Source organism: Alishewanella aestuarii B11 (assembly GCF_000280055.1).
GTDB classification, from domain to species: Bacteria; Pseudomonadota; Gammaproteobacteria; order Enterobacterales; family Alteromonadaceae; genus Alishewanella; species Alishewanella aestuarii.
This window is the reverse complement of the sequence record NZ_ALAB01000024.1, coordinates 241,772-259,228: the sequence shown is the minus strand read 5'-3', so window position 1 is coordinate 259,228 and position 17,457 is coordinate 241,772. Positions and strand designations below refer to the sequence as shown.

Annotated in this window: 16 protein-coding genes and 1 pseudogene; 11 read left to right on the top strand and 6 right to left on the bottom strand. The window is 48.2% G+C overall.

Annotated elements, in window-relative coordinates; genetic code table 11:
* Nucleotides 1-167: 167 nt before the first annotated feature.
* Nucleotides 168-1,478, top strand: coding sequence for an ABC1 kinase family protein (locus AEST_RS09155; protein ID WP_039925325.1), 1,311 nt, complete (start codon nt 168-170; stop codon nt 1,476-1,478).
* A 58-nt stretch (nt 1,479-1,536) separates the two neighbouring features.
* On the opposite strand, the gene AEST_RS09150 is transcribed toward AEST_RS09155, so the two are convergent.
* Both AEST_RS09150 and AEST_RS09145 read right to left on the bottom strand, forming a co-directional pair.
* On the bottom strand, nt 1,537-2,910 hold the full coding sequence (locus tag AEST_RS09150) for a M24 family metallopeptidase (RefSeq protein WP_008608624.1): 1,374 nt from the start codon (nt 2,908-2,910) through the stop codon (nt 1,537-1,539).
* A gap of 87 nt (nt 2,911-2,997) precedes the next feature.
* Nucleotides 2,998-4,620 carry a methyl-accepting chemotaxis protein gene (locus AEST_RS09145; RefSeq protein ID WP_008608623.1) on the bottom strand — a complete coding sequence of 541 codons (1,623 nt, stop codon included), beginning with the start codon at nt 4,618-4,620 and terminating at the stop codon, nt 2,998-3,000.
* Between the two features lie 218 nt (nt 4,621-4,838).
* Here AEST_RS09145 and AEST_RS09140 point away from each other — a divergent pair, with 218 nt between their 5' ends.
* Entirely contained in the window at nt 4,839-6,497 is a 1,659-nt protein-coding gene (locus AEST_RS09140; RefSeq protein ID WP_008608622.1) for a DNA recombination protein RmuC, read from the top strand.
* Nucleotides 6,490-7,080, top strand: a complete 591-nt coding sequence (locus AEST_RS09135) for a nucleoside deaminase (RefSeq protein WP_008608621.1) — start codon at nt 6,490-6,492, stop codon at nt 7,078-7,080. Before AEST_RS09140 ends, AEST_RS09135 begins: the two co-directional genes overlap by 8 nt.
* Nucleotides 7,081-7,135: 55 nt before the next feature.
* On the opposite strand, the gene AEST_RS09130 is transcribed toward AEST_RS09135, so the two are convergent.
* A complete protein-coding gene (locus tag AEST_RS09130; RefSeq protein ID WP_008608620.1) occupies nt 7,136-8,272 on the bottom strand; it encodes a transglycosylase SLT domain-containing protein in 1,137 nt (378 codons plus the stop codon).
* A gap of 200 nt (nt 8,273-8,472) precedes the next feature.
* Here AEST_RS09130 and AEST_RS09125 point away from each other — a divergent pair, with 200 nt between their 5' ends.
* Nucleotides 8,473-9,102: an SOUL family heme-binding protein gene (locus tag AEST_RS09125; protein WP_008608619.1), complete on the top strand. Its 630-nt coding sequence runs from the start codon at nt 8,473-8,475 to the stop codon at nt 9,100-9,102.
* Nucleotides 9,103-9,249: 147 nt separating this feature from the next.
* Entirely contained in the window at nt 9,250-11,169 is a 1,920-nt protein-coding gene (locus tag AEST_RS09120; protein WP_008608618.1) for a GGDEF domain-containing protein, read from the top strand.
* On the opposite strand, the gene AEST_RS09115 is transcribed toward AEST_RS09120, so the two are convergent.
* On the bottom strand, nt 11,166-11,597 hold the full coding sequence (locus AEST_RS09115) for a BrxR family transcriptional regulator (RefSeq protein WP_238534585.1): 432 nt from the start codon (nt 11,595-11,597) through the stop codon (nt 11,166-11,168). The two genes, AEST_RS09120 and AEST_RS09115, sit on opposite strands and share 4 nt — an antisense overlap.
* A gap of 19 nt (nt 11,598-11,616) precedes the next feature.
* A complete protein-coding gene (locus AEST_RS17410) occupies nt 11,617-11,802 on the bottom strand; it encodes a BrxR family helix-turn-helix transcriptional regulator (RefSeq protein ID WP_008608616.1) in 186 nt (61 codons plus the stop codon).
* Nucleotides 11,803-12,040: 238 nt separating this feature from the next.
* Here AEST_RS17410 and AEST_RS09110 point away from each other — a divergent pair, with 238 nt between their 5' ends.
* The 4 genes from AEST_RS09110 to AEST_RS09090 all read left to right on the top strand — a co-directional run bounded on the left by AEST_RS09110 (nt 12,041) and on the right by AEST_RS09090 (nt 15,267).
* Nucleotides 12,041-12,478 (top strand): hypothetical protein, encoded by a 438-nt coding sequence (locus AEST_RS09110; RefSeq protein ID WP_238534583.1) that lies wholly within the window; start codon nt 12,041-12,043, stop codon nt 12,476-12,478.
* A 122-nt stretch (nt 12,479-12,600) separates the two neighbouring features.
* Nucleotides 12,601-13,332: an SIR2 family NAD-dependent protein deacylase gene (locus AEST_RS09105; protein WP_008608612.1), complete on the top strand. Its 732-nt coding sequence runs from the start codon at nt 12,601-12,603 to the stop codon at nt 13,330-13,332.
* A 79-nt stretch (nt 13,333-13,411) separates the two neighbouring features.
* Nucleotides 13,412-14,173 carry an MBL fold metallo-hydrolase gene (locus tag AEST_RS09100; protein ID WP_008608610.1) on the top strand — a complete coding sequence of 254 codons (762 nt, stop codon included), beginning with the start codon at nt 13,412-13,414 and terminating at the stop codon, nt 14,171-14,173.
* A gap of 410 nt (nt 14,174-14,583) precedes the next feature.
* On the top strand, nt 14,584-15,267 hold the full coding sequence (locus AEST_RS09090) for a Fic family protein (RefSeq protein WP_237709266.1): 684 nt from the start codon (nt 14,584-14,586) through the stop codon (nt 15,265-15,267).
* Nucleotides 15,268-15,476: 209 nt separating this feature from the next.
* Here AEST_RS09090 and AEST_RS17405 read toward each other — a convergent pair.
* Nucleotides 15,477-15,620, bottom strand: a pseudogene (locus tag AEST_RS17405) (GNAT family N-acetyltransferase); the annotation flags it as partial.
* A gap of 20 nt (nt 15,621-15,640) precedes the next feature.
* On the opposite strand from AEST_RS17405, the gene AEST_RS09085 reads away from it, so the two are divergent.
* Together AEST_RS09085 and AEST_RS09080 are read left to right on the top strand one after the other, a co-directional pair.
* Complete coding sequence (locus tag AEST_RS09085; RefSeq protein ID WP_008608607.1) at nt 15,641-16,336, top strand: helix-turn-helix transcriptional regulator; 696 nt, start codon at nt 15,641-15,643, stop codon at nt 16,334-16,336.
* Between the two features lie 58 nt (nt 16,337-16,394).
* A complete protein-coding gene (locus AEST_RS09080) occupies nt 16,395-17,411 on the top strand; it encodes a PDDEXK family nuclease (RefSeq protein WP_008608604.1) in 1,017 nt (338 codons plus the stop codon).
* Nucleotides 17,412-17,457 lie beyond the last annotated feature (46 nt).

Genomic DNA, 17,457 nt, shown 5'->3' with positions numbered 1-17,457 from the left:
AAGCCAAACGCAACCAAAGACTTATCACAGCGAGCCGTAGCAACGACATCAACCGCCGCACTTACGACCAGATAAGTCTAAGCACTGTTCAACAAAATACAGCTTTAAGTGACAACCACTGCTCTTTTTGCGCCGTATACCTGAGCTAATGAATCTTAGGAAGTGTTATGACACAAAACAGCTCAAAGGTCCCTGCACACCGACTTTCACGTTTTGGTAGCCTGGCTTCGTTAGCGGGCAGGGTCGCAGGTGGAATGTTAGCCGAAGGTGCGCGCCAGCTTGTCAAAGGCCATCTGCCAGCGAAACAGGATTTGTTGTTAACTCCTGGCAATGTTAAACGTGTCGCCGAGCAACTGGCACATCTGCGTGGTGCCGCGATGAAAGTAGGCCAGCTATTGTCGATGGATGCCGGCGATCTACTACCACCAGCGTTGACCGACATTCTGGCAAGGCTACGCGCCAGTGCCAACCCAATGCCAGCTAAGCAGTTGGCCCAGGTACTGCAGCAGGAGTGGGGGGATAACTGGCAACGGCATTTTGCTGATTTTACCTTTGTGCCTATGGCTGCCGCCTCAATAGGTCAGGTGCACCAGGCTTATCATGACAACGGTAAACGTTTGGCAGTTAAGATCCAGTACCCTGGCGTCAGGCAAAGTATTGATAGTGATGTTGATAACGTGGCAACGCTACTGCGGTTAAGCGGCTTATTACCAAAGGGTGTAGACTACCAAAGCTTACTTGAAGAAGCTAAACAACAGTTAAAGCATGAAGCGGATTATTTATTGGAAGCGCGCTATTTAAGCCGCTACGGTCAACTTCTTGCTACCAGCCCTGATTATCAGGTGCCCACTGTTTTTCCGGAGTTGAGTACAGCCAATATTCTGGTGATGAGTTATGTGGAAGGTGCGCATATTGAAAGCCTGGCGCAGGCAAGTCAAGCTGAACGTGATAGGGTAATGACCTTACTGTTTCAGCTATTATTTCGGGAATTGTTTGAATTCCGCCTGGTGCAGACCGATCCCAATTTTGCCAACTATCTGTACGACGGTCGTCGGCAACAGTTAGTCCTGCTGGATTTTGGCGCTTGTCGCGAATATTCTGCGGATTTTAGTGACGGTTATCGCACCTTGTTTGGCGCAGCGCTTAAAAATGATAAAGCCAACATTGAAACCGCCTTACAACAGATTGGTTTTTTCAGTCAGCATATCGTCGAATCCCAGAAAGTCGCGGTACTAGAGTTAGTTGCTTTGGCCTGTGAGCCGTTAAAACAGCCGCATGCTTTCGATTTCGGAGCCTCTGATTTAGCCAACCGGCTACGCGAGGCCGGTATGGCCCTCAGTATGAAGCAGAACTATTGGCATACGCCGCCAGCAGACGCAATCTTTTTGCACCGAAAAATTGGCGGTCTTTATCTGCTGGCTGCCCGGTTAAAAGCGCGCGTTAATTTGCAGGCTATATTACTTCCTCACCTGGTTTGAGCGCAGCAAAGGGAGATAGTGAGCGCAGGTGTCTAGCCTGCGCTTTTGTTGCCGGGATTTAGCGTACCAAATGCCATTTAGTCTGACGGCCTGCCAGATAAATCACCGTTTTACCGTCAAAGTAGGCGCTTTGCTCCAGCTTGATATGTGCCAATTGGTTTCGCCATTCTGGAATAGCTTGCTTGATGTTACCCTCTATCGCATAGGCAGTATTGGCATAGAGCTTCCAGTCGCCTTGTACTGGCGTTGGCCCCTGATTATCCCACATTCCGATGGTGGGCCCCGGAGCATGGCCGAAAAATCCCAGTGGGTGTGAGTAAGTACTGCTGAGAATGCCGGCTGCCTGAGCTTTTTGCTGGGTGGCTTTTAAAATCTGATTGCCGGTACGCCCCGTTATAAACTCCTTTTTCAGGATATCCTGCCAGCGGTTGCCGGTTGCCAGCGCGGCTTTTAATCCTGCAGGGGCATCCTCCTCATCGGCTTTAAGCACATAGGCCATTTCCTGGGTGTCGCTACACAGCTTTAGATAACAGATCCCAACGTCAGTATGCAGAATATCACCACGTTGAATAACGCCGGACTCGCCGCAAAATGCCGTATCTTTATCACAAGGTGTGCCAGGGCGCTGTAAGCTGACATAAGGCATAAACCAAATTGGTAATTGCAACTCACTAAAACGCTCACGCAGATACCAGGCGACATCTTCAGTGGTGGTTACACCAGGCGTAATGACCCGGCTACTAAAGCCCTCGGCAATGACGCCACGGGCAATGCCGATAATATGCGGATAGACAGCCAATTCAGTAGCAGTACGTTGTTCTAACCAACGCACCACCAGATTTTCCGCAGGCACCAGGCGACTTTGGTAAGCCTGTGGTAAAACTTCTTTTAAGCGGCTATGCAGGGCCGAGGTTAAACCATCCGCCACCGGCCACTCTTTTGAGACGTTAATACCAATTGTTTTTGGATCTTTGCTGACAATTAAATCAGCCAACGCCTGCCACTGCTCATCGAGGCTGCCGCCTTGCCAGGCCGCAGTGTAGGGCGCGCCCAACGGGTAGCGGTTTACCGTCAGTTTTTCGATAGTACCATCAGCCAAGCGATTAAAAACCAGCATAGTGGTGCGCCTGGCGGCAAAGCTGGGTTGGGGCACCAGCGTAAAATACACCGGATCTTCGGCCTTTTCGCGATTAAGTACCAACCACATATCCAGGTTTTGTTCTGCCATCAGCTGTGGCAAGAGTTGCTCTAACCGCTCTGTAAGCATCGCGTTTTCCGGAGCAATACGCTCCCGCTGCGGTAGCACCGCAAAATCTGCAGCGCTATTAATATAGCGCCCCTGACTAAAGCTTGCTTCGGCGGCGACATGCAAGGGGTGGCAGATAAGTAAAGGCAGGCAGCATTTTAAAATTAAACGAATTTTATGCTTCATATAGTTTATTCTTCGTAGATGTGGTTTTAGTTATTGGGTCTTAGGTTATTCGCGTTGGCTGCAACAAGAGTTGCCGCCGACGGGCGATTAAATACGAAACTTCTGTACCAGTATATGCAGTTGTTCCGCCAGCTTTGCCAGCTCATTGCTCGAGGCACTGGTTTGATTAGCGCCGGATGATGTTTGCAATGAAAGATCTCGGATATTCACCAGGTTCTTGTCAACTTCCCGCGCTACAGTAGCTTGTTGTTCTGCAGCACTGGCGATGGTGAGGTTTTGTTCATTGATCTGCAGTACCGAAGCAGCAATTTGTTCCAGGGCTGCGCCGGCTTCGTGTGCAATTTGCCGGGTGCGATCGGCTTTTTCGGCACTAACGCTGATGGCTTTAACGGTATTACTGGTTTCCGCCTGAATGGCATGTATCATACTTTCAATTTCTTTCGTCGACTCCTGTGTTCGATGCGCCAATGCCCGTACCTCGTCGGCGACAACGGCAAACCCCCGGCCTGAATCACCTGCTCTGGCGGCCTCTATAGCCGCGTTCAAAGCTAATAGGTTAGTTTGTTCTGCGATAGCACGAATGACATCAAGGACTCTGCTGATGCTGGTTACCCGCTCAGCCAGAGTTTGTACACCCTGGTGGGTATTGGTAATTTCATGCTCAAGTTCGGCAACAGTCGCGATGGTATGTTTGACCTTGTCCCGGCCAGATTTCGCCTGTTCCTCAGCAAGCTCTGAGTTCTGTGATGTTGCGGCAGCGTTACGGGCTACTTCTTCAACAGCAGTGGTAAGTTCGGTAACTGCAGTAGCGGCTTGCTCTAGTTCATCACTTTGTTGGTGGAGTACCCGGGTTGATTGCTCAGTAACAACGCTGAGTTCTTCTGCTGTTGTTGATAGCTGATTCGATGAATCATTAATGGCAACAATAGTGTGCTTCAGCTGTTGTTGCATCTGTACTAACGCGCGGATCATCGCCGCCATTTCATCGCGGCTCTGGTCATCAAAGTGTTGTGTCAGATCGCCTTTAGCGATTGTTTCGGTAGCACTCAGAGCCTGATTGATCGGTTGTAATAAACTGCGACTAAACACGAACGCAAAGAGGGCGACTAAACCAACCGCAATAACGATCGCTGTGATCATCATGGTATTGGCCTGGTTGATAATGCTATACACATCCGTGCCAGCAGCCTCCGCCCGTGTTTGTTGATAGCGCCCAAGTTGATTGAGAGCATCCGTGACCTGAAACCCCAGCTCAGTGAAGCCCTCATGCCGAAAACTGTCTGCGCGAGCAAAATCACCAGCGCGGACAAACTCCATCAGCCGCGCGTGCTGTACATCATAATTTCTCTTGCCGGTCATCACGGCCTCGAGCATTTGCCGACCCTCTGCGGACTCGACCAAGCGCCGCATCTTTTCATAACTAGCATTAAAGCTTTGCTCTAACTCAGTTAACTGTGTAAGGGCTTGTTGTCTGGCTTGTGGGTTGGGAGCGTAGATTGCATTGAGGGTATGCAGGCGGGTAAGTAAAAAGTCGCGCCTTAGCTCGCCAACGGTGATAGCTGCAGGAACTCTGCGCTCAACCAGGGTTCCAACCACTTGACCTGTCTGATGAAATTGACTAATGGCGATAATGCCGAGAATTAAGGTAATAAGCCCCAGTAATGCAAAAGCCAGTGTTGCGCGAAGTCCAATTTTGAGTTGTCTTACCATGGTGGTTCCCTCCAAACTTATATAGTGGTAGAAGTTATAGCAGGGTGTTACCAGAAGCTCAATTTTTTACCGTTTGCCAGTAAGATAATTGCGACCAACTTTTTATGACATCATCTTGAGTTGGTTTGGCATGTTAATTATTTAGAAAGTATGGAGAATTTTGCGAAGCCAGTTATCATGGCATTGACAGCTATTTTATTGTAAAGGACATTCAAAGCGTGATTGATTTATCAAATTTCGGCTACTTGCTGCTTAGTGTGCTGGCTTTACTGGCCGCTACGCTCGGTTACTTATTGGCCAGCGTTAAGCTGCGGCAAAAACTGGGGCAGCTTGCCACCGAATTAGCAACTCAGCAGCAAATAAGTCAGACGAGTCAGCAGCAACTTGAACAGCTACAACTGAGCCATCAAACAACGCAGATGCAACTACAGCAGCTGCAACTGGCCGATACGAAAAATACTGAGAAGTTACATTTTAGCGAAACCACTAACCAACGTGTTCAGCAAGAACTGGTGCAAGCGCAACTTGAGGTTAAACAGTTATTGCAGAAGTTGGAGCAACAAACTGGTTTTACGCATGAACAACAGCAACAGAACCAGCGTCTTAGCGCACAGCTTGAAGAAAGCGCTAAGCAGTTGGTGCTGCGCAGTTCAGAATTGGAGCAGATGCGTAGCGCCCGCGAGCAGCTGCAACAGGAATATCATCATCTCTCAAACCGTTATACACAGCTGAAAACCGAGCTCGATGAGCGGGAAGCGAGCCATCAGCGGGAACTGGTTAACTTCGAAAAGCAAAAACAAAGCCTGGTGGAGCAGTTTAAAGCCTTATCTAACGAGATCCTGGACGCAAAAGCACAAAGTCTGCAGGAGACCAGCAAGCTAAGCTTAAATGCGATGTTAAGTCCGTTCCAGCAATCAATTGAAGCTTTTAAAAAAGAAGTGCAGGATATCCATCACCGGGAAACCACGGCACAGGGTGAGCTGAAAAAAGAGTTGGCATCGTTAAAAGAACTGAACCAGCATATCACCAAAGAAGCGCATGAGTTATCTACTGCACTGCGGGGCCAGAAGAAGTTGCAGGGCAACTGGGGGGAACTGGTACTGGAGAATGTGCTGGATCGCTCCGGTTTGCAGCCGGGTAAGGACTATCAGCGAGAGGTCAGTTTTAGTACCGACGACGGCAAATTCCGCCCCGATGCGATAGTATACCTGCCACAAAACAAGCATTTGGTGATAGATGCTAAGGTGTCACTCAACGCCTATACCCGTTATGTTAACGCCGAACAGGAGCTTGAGCGGCAACAAGCCTTAAAAGAGCATGTGCAGGCGGTGGCTAGCCGGATCAAAGAGTTGTCGGCGAAAGACTACTTCCGTTTGCCGGGTTTAAACTCGCCGGATATGGTGTTTATGTTTATCCCGATTGAATCGGCTTTTGTTGAAGCCCTGAAGGCGGATGAAAGCCTGTTTCAGCAAGCCATCGAAAATAATATTCTGGTGGCGACACCCACTACCTTGCTGACCAGCCTGAATATTGTGCGTCAGCTGTGGCGCTATGAAGATCAAAACAAGCACACTGCGGCTCTGGCCGACAAAGCGGAAGCGGTATTTAAAAAGCTGAACAGCTTTTTGGGGAACTTTGAAAAAATTAAACGTGGGCTCGACAGCGCTGGCGCGGCCTATTTGGCGGCTGAAAACCAACTGGTTAGCGGTCGTGGTAATCTGGTAAAACAGGTAGCCGATTTTAAAAATCTGGCACCCGCGATCAAGGCAGAGCTACCACAGTATTTTGTCGAAAAAGCTGAGCTTGAGATTGATTTTATTGCCGCAAGCGATGGCGATAAACCACAACCTTTACCTTCGGAGTTTGCTGATGACTGAGCCCCAGGTTGAAATAAAACTGTTTTCTGCCAGCACCCCGCTAAATGATGCGGTATTGCGTACGCTGGCCCATCTGCCGACCCGCAGCTTAGGGTTGCTTGTAGCCGACGAGTTCTGGTGCCGGTTATCTGATGCCGATTTTATGCGCATCGCAGTGCTACTGGCCGAGAAAAGTTATATCGAAGGTGGCTGCCCGATTGGGGCAGTAATTATCGATAACGCCAGCCGTCGCATTGTCGGCAAGGGCCATAATACGCTGGTGCAGGAAAGCCATCCTTATAATCATGGCGAAACGGCCGCGATCCGCGATGCCGGGCGGCTCGATTTTAGCCAAACCACACTTTTTACCTCACTCAGCCCTTGCAATATCTGTACGGCGCTATTGATTAACCGTGGTTTTAACCGGGTAGTGGTCGGCGATGTCAGCAGTGCTGGTGGCAATGAGCAAACGCTAAGCAATCACGGTGTTACGGTCAAGGTGCTTGAAGATAGCAAAGGTGTAGCGCTGTATCAGCAGTTCCGGCGTGAGCAACCAGAGTTAGAGCGTGAAGACTGGCTTGGCCTGCGGCAGAACAAAGACTAAATCAGAGGCTGCACAGTATGGTTATACCCGCACCATACTGTGCGCTAAAAGTCTGCTAGGGTAAGGATGTAAGCGTTTGTTGCAGCGCCGGGAACAGCCCTGGGCTCTTCTTCGATTGTAAAAGCTGCTGCGCAATACGAATATCTGCTGTGTAGTAAAGCGATGCAAAACCCAGCCGGTTGCGGCCTAAGTTGTGAAACACCATGCCAAAGGCAATGTCACCGGCGCTGAATTGTTGGTGATTGGCAGCAAAATAACTGGCTGGCCGGCTGAGTTCTTCGTCGACCAGTAACGAGCGTACCCGACCTGGCCCACCATGATAAGCCTGGATCAGCAGCAGGCGATAAATTTGCTCCTGCTTGTCTTCCGGCAAATGCCCAAATTTTGCCACAAACACCGGCTGTAGCATGCGATGGTTACGTTCAAACAGCCAGAGTGCGCAATCCACCTGAGCAATGCGGTGTAAATGCTTATTTGCCGGTACGCCACAATCTTTTAGGGCGGTTGGGGTAAGCTGTAAAATACCCCGGGCATTGGCTTTGGATTTGGCTTCACGCACACCGCCGCTTTCGATAATCAGCATCCCCGCCAGATCCGGTAACAGGTTGGGTGGCAGAGTAATCTTCTTTTGCTGCACCCGGCGGTTGTAGACGGTTTGTAACACCTCATGCAGCGACGCCTGCTTCTTTGGCGTGCCGACCGAAATACCCTGCCAATTGCCAGACAGGCGTCCATCCGGATGTTCACCCAGATAGCGGGCTATCGCGAGCGGTAAATCAACATAGGGTTGATGACAGCGAATGGCAAAGGGGTAACCGACGGTGTTGCTGTTGCCGGCAACATAGGCCGGTACCAGGCCTTGCTGCGCCAGTTGCTGACGGCTTTGATTTAACCGCTGCTGCGTTTGCAACGAATTATCGGCATCTTCGACGTATTTCAGAAAGTTACCGCGCATATCAAACAACACATGACGCTTTTGCTCGGTACAGTAGCCAGAGCGGGTCAGGATCCAGCGCCGTACATTCATCATATTGTCGTAAACGCCCTGGCTATCATCAAAGGCCTTGGTACGGACCACATCGGTCCAGCTTTGAAAAGCCGCGCCCTGTGCCTGGGAGGCCGGCGTAAAAAGCGACCATACCAGTCCTGCCAGGACCAGTGGCACATTATTGCGACGAGAGAAGAGTGCCATGCAAACTCCGCGAGCTGTTGCTATTCCGCTGAATAGTATTACTGAATGATAGCTGAACACAATACGGCATTAGGATGAGAGGCCGACTTTTTTACAGGTTGGAGCAGTGCGTTCTGTAATTGCTGTTCGCGCGGCAGCCAACCAATCCAAAGCGCCGCGACAACGTATAACAGCGTAATGTCGTGAAGAAGGATGATGCGGTGAAAATTATTGTTAGCCTGGTTGTGGCGTTGTGTTTAGCCGCCTGTTCAGTGGTCGGTCGCAGTGAGGTAGAGATTGCGCCTTATCAGGTGCTTAAGGCCGATAGCAGCCAGGGCATCGAAGTTCGCCGTTACGAGCCTATGGTGCTGGTGTCGACCAGTATGGCCGGTGATGGCAGAAATAACGCTTTTCGAAAATTATTCCGTTACATCTCAGGTGATAATGCCGGCAGCAACAATATTGCGATGACTGCACCGGTGTTGATGGCAGGAGAGCCGGCAAACGAGGGTACGAAAATCGCCATGACCGCCCCGGTATTTATGTCGGGGGCCAATAGTGAGCCGCGGATGGCCTTTGTTATGCCAAAGCACTTTACTCTCGACAGCACACCCAAGCCGACCAACCCAGATCTGCTGGTTGAGGAGGTGCGCGACTATACAGTAGCTGCTATTCGCTTCAGTGGCACCTTATCACAGCGCAATGTGCAGCGTTACAGTCAGCAATTGCAGCAATGGATTACCGCCAATGGCCTTACTGCAGTTAGCGAACCTGTTGCCGCCGGATATAACGGGCCTTTAACGCTGCCAATGCTCAGGCGCAATGAGATTTTGATCGAAATCACGCAGTAAGCATCCGGTTTAGCTGCTGTTTGGACAAGAGACTTTCAGCGCATTGATTTACAGCATAGTTAAGGCAATCAATATGTTGTATTAATAGCAATATAGTTAAATTGAACTTATATTGTATGTGGGATTAGCTGTTTGGTTGTCGCCGTGATGAAGAAAGGCGTTATTGTCTTACTTAGTTTGTTGTTGCTGTGCGCTGCAGGCCAGGTATCGGCCAGTTACGCCGGGGCACGAGATCCAGGCCTTGAGCAACGCCTGGACACCATTCTGGGAATAAACCTGCTAGCGCGTGATCGTGAAGCGTTAAGCTTGGTTCTGCGTGCGCTTAACGATCAAACCCCTACCGCCACGCTCGCTCGTGCCAAAGCCTATCAAGCTTTAGCGCAGGCAATTCAGGATAATGAGCCGGCGGCGGCAATTGCACTTCTTGATGCTTTGTCAAATGAGCCGGAAATTGCGCAGGATCCGCATGCACTTGCAGAGTTAAGTAATGCACGGGGCGAAATCTACCTCCATACCCAAAATCGCGACGCGTTACGGCGCTACCTTGGCGAGCTAAAAGATCAGAGCATAGCGGAACCCAAACTTTATTTTCACAGGTTGCATCTCATCGCGCGCAGTTATGACTTGCTCCATGATTATGAACAAGCCCTAACTTATCTGCTGCGTGCGCATGAGATGGTTGCAAGTATACAAGATGAGCAGCAACAGCGCCGCCGGCAGTTTATTAACCTGCATATCGGTCGCACCTATGCCCGTTTACGGCACTTTGACAGTGCACGACAAAGCCTGGATAAAACCATTGCAGAATCTAACCGGCTTGGGGTGACAGAATATCTACCGGAATTACATATGGTGCGGGGCTTTGTGATCCAGGTTACCGAAGGGCCTAACGCTGCCGCTGAGGCTGACTTTTTAAAAGCGACCACGCCAGTCCGCGGCGAGCCAGTTGGTCGCACTCAAATGCTGGCCTTCAATAATCTGGGAACCCTTAAACTTCATACTGGCCAGTATGCCGCGGCGGAACAATATTTCTCACAAGGCATTGAAATAGCTCATCAAATAGATAATAGCTTTGAGCTGCATATAATGCGCTTTAACCAGGGTTACGTGATGGTTAAACAAGGTGGTTATGAGCAAGGCTTAAGTATTATGGAAGCTGCCTTTGCTGATTTCAGCCAGGTCGCGCCGCCCGGTACTCAGGCAGATATGCTAAATTATTTAGCCGACGCTTATGAAACGGCACAGCGATTAGAGCGGGCATTGGGTGTGTTGAGGCAGCAGCTGGAACTACGTGAAACCGCTCATCGGGCTGAACGTGAACGCACCCTGGCTGAATTGCAAGTGCAACACGATGCTCAGGAAGCAAGCCTACGTATCCAACTACTAGAGCAGGAGTCTGCGCTACGCGAAGCGAAGATAGCTGAGCAACAACGCAATCAATATTGGGTTATCCTGCTCAGTAGTATCCTGTTCGTTGCGCTTGCATTATCTTTGTTAGCTGCCCGTTACGTACGACAACTTAACCGGCAGTTATCACAGGCTAATCAGGAATTAACAGAGTTATCTCATCGCGATCCCTTAACGCAACTTTATAATCGCCGCGCTCTGGCGGGCTTTTCTGAACAACATGGTGATTTGCTGGTGCTGTTCGATCTGGACAAATTTAAGGGTATTAACGATCAGTTCGGCCATGATGTCGGTGATCAGGTGTTGCAAAGTGTAAGCCAACGAGTAAAAGCGGTGCTTCGAACGGAAGATTTGTTAGTGCGTTGGGGTGGGGAAGAGTTTTTAGTGGTTATTCGCCGGATCAACGAGTTGGGGCTGGATGTGATCAAAGCTAAGCTGCATAGCGCTATTGTGCATTCACCTTTTGCCGACATAACGGTAAATGCATCAGGTGGCGCCGTGTTTTTACAGGGGCAAACCAGTACCTGGCAATCGGCAATCAAGCGGGCAGATGAACTATTGTATCAGGCTAAAGCAAATGGGCGCGCCCGGATCCTGCTTGAGCACAACGGCGAAGTTCAAACGTGGCAGATGCGGGAAGCGCCGCCGGAGAATAGTTAAAAAGCATGACAACGCACCTCATCCAAATTCGCCACCATTAATTGTTGGGCCTGCGGCCGGGCTTCAATTTTAGTCAGATCCAGGTTTAGCGCCTGCACGGCATAAGGTACTAGAGCTGAGCGCACAGAGAACACCCGTTTCCCCTCCTGCATATTGTAATCATAGGCAATAATCGCTTTTTGATAGTCCGTCAGGCGGGAGTCGGGTACCAGTACGATATCAATCTTGTTATTCCAGCGTTTATCATCTGCTTTGGTAAAGTCCGCGTCACCTTCCAGACCATTAATGCGACGAAAGCGGCTTAACACAAAATCGCGAAAGGCCCGATTTTTCTCACAGTAAGCACGCACATGCCAGCGCAGTGGTGTGCATACCAGAGTATGAGAGGCGATTATCCGGCTCTCTTCATCCGGCGAGCTTAACGACATATAACCCATATCGATTATTTTACCATCGCGAGCAGCCTGCACCAGTGCGCGCAATACCAAAGTTGTTGCACAAATATTTAGTGGTTAAACGACTCTCCCACAGTGCGACGATTTCGATTAGCCGGTAACGCATTAACAGCTCCCAGCGAAGTGGCCAGCCGCTGTCATCCAGGCAGTTTGGTAACTCAGTTTTCAGGTTATGCATCCCAGCTCCTGTAAATATGCCTGTTTACCAGACAGTCAATCAGCTTGATCAAGCTAACTATCTTAACCAGAGCGAACAGGAAAGGCACTTTACCTGGCAGGCTAATACCTGAAAAATAGAATGGTCTGCCTGAAAAACATACACTGAACACTTACACAGTGTGGCGCTATTTTGGTAACGGCGTATTCTGTAGCAACAGGACGTAATGTGTCGCTGCAGATAACACTTCTGGTGTGTAATGCAGTTGATAAAGGAGCAGGTGCCGGATGCACCAACACGGAACAGGACAGGGCATGATGCCGATAATATTACAGGTAAGTTTGGGCAGGGATGCCAAAACGCATTACAGGAGGCGACCATGAATATGCTGCAACAGGATCTGTTTTTAATTACGCTGGAATCGCAATTTCGTGACATCTTTCAAACCAGTAAGGCTGGTAAAGATAATAGCGAACAGCGGCTGCGTGCGCAGGGTTTTATCCATGCTGGTGAGCTGTTACAGCTTTGTACACGTCAACAGGTACAGCAGTTAATGGAGCGAGTACATCTGGAGGTATTTGGTATTCGTATTAGTGAGCGGCAACCTGCCGAGGCCAGACGTCGGCAACAGGCATTACAGCTTGGCGATTATGATTACTTTGATGAGCCGGCATTTATTCGATCACAGCGAGAGTGAAGCGCTGAAGCCAACAACAATAGCTAAACTGCGACTTATTTTGTCTTAGTAAGAGGTAAGACTGCCGTCACGATTAACTCCATCGTCTGATATAGCGTTTATTTAATGAGTAGGAGAGTACATTGAATCAACAAGCAACCAAAATCGTGATTATTAGTGGCGCTGGTATCAGCGCTGAGAGTGGCTTAGCGACCTTTCGCGATCCCGATGGCTTATGGCAGCAATATGCTCTGGAAGACCTGGCCACCCCACAAGCCTTTGCGCGTAACCCTGCATTAGTGCATCGCTTTTATAATTCGCGGCGCATACAAGCAGCGAAAGCCGAGCCCAATGCAGCGCATTTAGCCATTGCCAAGTTAGAGCAAGCCTTTAACGTGGTGGTAGTAACGCAGAATGTCGATGATTTGCATGAGCGGGCAGGGTCGAGCAAGGTGCTGCATTTGCATGGCAAATTAAATGAAGCGCGCAGCAGCAGAAATCCAAATCTGATTGAAGTTATCGGTCAGCGCGAATTAAAAGTGGGAGAGCTCGCCGCTGATGGCTCAGCGCTACGCCCTAATATTGTCTGGTTTGGCGAAGAGGTACCCGCCATGGAGCCTGCCATTAAAGAGATCGCCAGTGCCGATAAAATTTTAGTTGTCGGCACTTCACTACAAGTTTATCCCGCTGCATCATTACTATTCTATGCACGCAAGGGAGCAGAAAAAGTACTGATTAACCTGGAAGCCACCGATAATGATGCCGGCTATCAATTTATACAAGGAAAGGCGGCTACGGAAGTACCGAAGTTGGTGGAGAAGTGGTTGGCCAAGCAAGAATGGTTTGATCCTAAGTCAAAACAAACTGGCATTTGAAAAGCAATTGCTGCTGGAAAATTGCTGTTGATTTCTGTAATGTCGGACCAGTTGCTACTGCCGGGCTAAATCTGTTCTAATGCAGTTACATATTCTACAGGGCTATATTCAGCATATTTATCTGGTGCAGCATAACGATAGTTTAATGCTGCTCGATGGTTGTAGTCGTGCTGATATCGCTACGGTAACGGATTTTATTCAGCAGCAATTGGGTTTGCCGCTGGAGGCGTTAAAGCTGATTATTGTGACCCATATGCATCCGGACCATGCCGGTGGTGCACATAAGCTCAGGCGTTTAACCGGCGCCCGTATTGCCAGCCATCCCAAAGCACGGCGCTGGTATAGTGGCCTGTTGGGCCGCACCGCGCATCTGATTGATGTTAGCCTGACCTGGTGGGTTGCTACCAGGCTGGGTAAGCCCAAGCGGCATATTTGGTATAACCCGCTGTTAAAACCAGACTTGTTATTACTGGACGGGCAGCAGATACCAGGCTTTGCCGAGTGGCAAGTGCTGTACACTCCGGGCCATACCGATCATGATTTATCCTTGCTGCATCTGCCAACCAGGCAATTGTATATCGCTGACCTAATCGTATCGGTTAAAAAACGGCTGGTACCGCCATATCCGGTGTGTCATCCGAACCAATATAAGCAATCATTGCAGCGTGTGCAGGACCTTGCACCTAGCAAGATCTATTTTGCCCATCTGCCGGCACGTGCCGCTGAGAGTATCGACTTTGCCGCGATACTGGCGCAGGCACCAACCTTACCAAAAAATCATTGGCACTCGATGAAGAACCGTATCTTGCATACGCTAGGCCGACAAGATCGGTCGCATTAAGCCTGGTCGTTGTCACTGGCTGTAATAATAATGTTCTGAAACAAACGTTGGCATTTTGGTTTTTTGCGCAATAAGTTGTGCATTAAAAACTAATGCGCAAAATTTAATGCAAAAAATAGAAATTCTGAGTGCGCAACACCAGTTTGTGATGTCATTGGGGAAGTTAGTTAAGCATCAGCGGGCTCAGCGTATGGCTCAGGGCGAACTTGCTACACGCACTGGCCTGGCTATTTTGTCAGACTGGGTGTGGGAGAAGGGGATATTGAGCGCTTCCATGGCGTTATTCCACGTTTATAGATTTCAAATCTTGTTACATACGATCTTTAACAGTAAAAAGTGTATACTTTCTCAAGTCTTACTAACATTGTGAAAACATTGCCATGCACCTGCTTACTGAAAAAGTGTGGAATATGAAACCCAACAAGCCCTTAGCTAAACAGCTTGCTAAAAGGGATTTACCTGCTTTGGTGTGTGATGCCGTCAACCTGGAAGGTGTAGCAATGACTCTGCCGGAAGTGCAGACCATCCTTGATGGCATTACGGTGGGAGGTCATCGCATCAGTGATCAAAATATGGCAATTAACCAAGCTAAAGCTTGGGAGTATCTGTTCAGTCTAGTTGAGCAAGATAGGTTTACATTTGATAAAGTAACTGCCATCCAAATTCATAATATCGCCGGAAAAGAAGAGGCGTTAGAGTGGGGAAAGTTCCGCTCAGGCTATGTTTCTATTGCTGGCTCTGATTATGCCCCTCCTGCGCCTGAGATGTTAGACGATAAATGGCGTGAAATTGAGCAGCTGGTTGAAAGCGAAGTCGATATCTACGACAAGGCTATTACAGCTTTCCTTCAAATGGCTCGAGTACAATTTTTCTGGGACGTGAATAAACGCACTGGCCGTTTTATGATGAACGGTATTTTGTTAGCGAATGGGTATCCTATCATTAATGTGCCAGCTAAGCGTCAGCTAGAATTTAACACCTTAATGCTTGATTTCTACGCGGATAATAATATGACCGCAATGAATAAGTTTTTAAGAAGTTGTATCGATGAAAGAATCATTCGGAATTTTAAGCTCGATTTGCCACTAGGTTAGTCTCCAACCTAAGTTTTACCCGTTAAAACGGTTTTTATCATGAGCAATACTTGGGTTGTCGACCTTCGCCATTATCTGAACGAAAACGGTGCTATTTAAATCCCATTAAGCCCGGGGTTGCGTTTGCCCGAGCAATTTGACGCTGCTCCTTATTGGGTGGGGCTACTTCCCAAATGACCACCTTTCTTTGTCTAAGGCGCGATGTTATTTCAGTCAATGGACAATGATTTCTTGATATCGCAGATCCTTGCCATGAGTACTAAAGGGGCAAAAATTGATTCTTTGAAGCCAAATTTTTTGTAGAACGCTTGCGCACTGTTATCGATAGCATGTACTAAAATTCCGGCACCACCGAACTCAACTTCGTCAGTTATTGCCAACACCGCTTTTTGATAGTTTGCAAGCCCGCTTTAATCTGGCAAAAAGTAAACTGAAAGCATTGGATTCGATGAATGTCGGCGCACGCTGGCCGAATAAGGTTGCGTCTGTATCAGCCGGCATGCAATTGTTACCACCCAAAATAAACGCCGACTTGTTACAAAAAGTACAACAAGCGTTGCTAGAGGATAAACAGCTGGACGTTAGTTATCATGCCTTGCACCAGAGTGCAGTGAAACATTATCGGTTAAACCCGCTAGGGTTAATCCAGCGTGGTCAGATAAGTTACCTGATAGCCTCGGCTGAGCCTTATTGCGACCCGCTACGTTTTGCCATTCATCGTTTTCAGCAAGTGGAAATAACCGAATACTCATCAGTGATACCTAAAGAGTTTAACCTACGAGGCTATCTGGCTAAAGGTGCGATGGAGTTTAGCGAAGGTGAAACCATAAAGCTCGAACTTACGGTAAAACCAGTATTAGCTAACTTGTTGTTGGAAACACCACTTTCAGCCGACATGAGCTGCGACCAGCTGGTAAATGGTGATTACCACATCAGAGCAACGGTACATAAAGGCTGGCAGCTGAATTTATGGTTGATGTCGCAAAGTGATTATTTAACCGTGTTGGCTCCTTTTGATCTACGTGAGGATATCAAACAGCAGTTAACTGAGGCGCTGGCCAAATATTAATAATTAATGCTAAAAGCAATGTTTATTCACTCTATTTCAAAATGGTTTAGGAGAATTAATGTTATACAAGCTAGAGCAAGACAGCTACAAAATCTCAGGTATTGAGCCTGTTGAGTTTAAAGATTTGTCATCATTCGGAAAATTGGAAAAGGACTTAGAAAATCTTATAGCTGACAATATCTTAGATTTGTTGTTCGAAGATGCCAAGTTGATGCCTGTATTTCAAGAGCGGTCATATCAGGCTGAAGCAGATATATATGCATTGAATGAGCTGGGAGAACTTGTCATTTTTGAGTTAAAGCGCAGCGCTGCAGATTATAGTGCAGTGCAACAAGCTCTTAGATATGCAGAGGACGCTGGGCAATGGACATATCAAAAGCTAGAAAGTAAATTCAGACAATATGTTAAAGACGAAACGAAATCTCTGGTTGATGCTCACAAAGAGGCGTTTGAACTCGAGCACAACCTCGAGCCAAAAGAATTTAATCAAAAGCAACATCTGATAATTATTGGCAGCGCAGCTGATGAGTCGTTAATTTCTTCAGTGGATTACTGGCGAAAAAATGGGCTATCTATAGAGTTTCTGCCATATCGAATTTACGAGTTAGCAGGTGAAAAATACTTTGAGTTTTTTGCGCCTCCATATGATAAGCATAAAAACCCGGCAGATGTTAAAGGTGTACTATTCGATACAAACCGTACCTACGATGAAAATGGCATCTGGCATATGCTGGAAAATAAGCGGCTCGAAGCTTATGGGGATGCTAAACGTTTTGCTAGTCATGTGCATGAGGGTGATATTGTTTTTTTCTCACACAAATGGTGTGGCGTAGTAGCCGCAGCTAAAGTAAAAAGTAAGGTATACAAGCCTGACAGCGATACTTGGTATCGTGACGTTGAGTTTTTAACCCCTGTACCATCCCGGCAAGACAATTTGGCCTATATGCCGTTCGCCAAAGTCAGTGAATTTCTGGGCAAAAGCTTTTTTTGGGCGAGAACCATTAAAGTACCTTACCTGACAAAGGCTGAAGCATTGTTGTTAGTGGAAGAATTGAAAGCCTACTTAATAAAATAGCACCGGAAGCTTGAAAACCGTGTTGGCCTTACAATAAGAGTGGCTG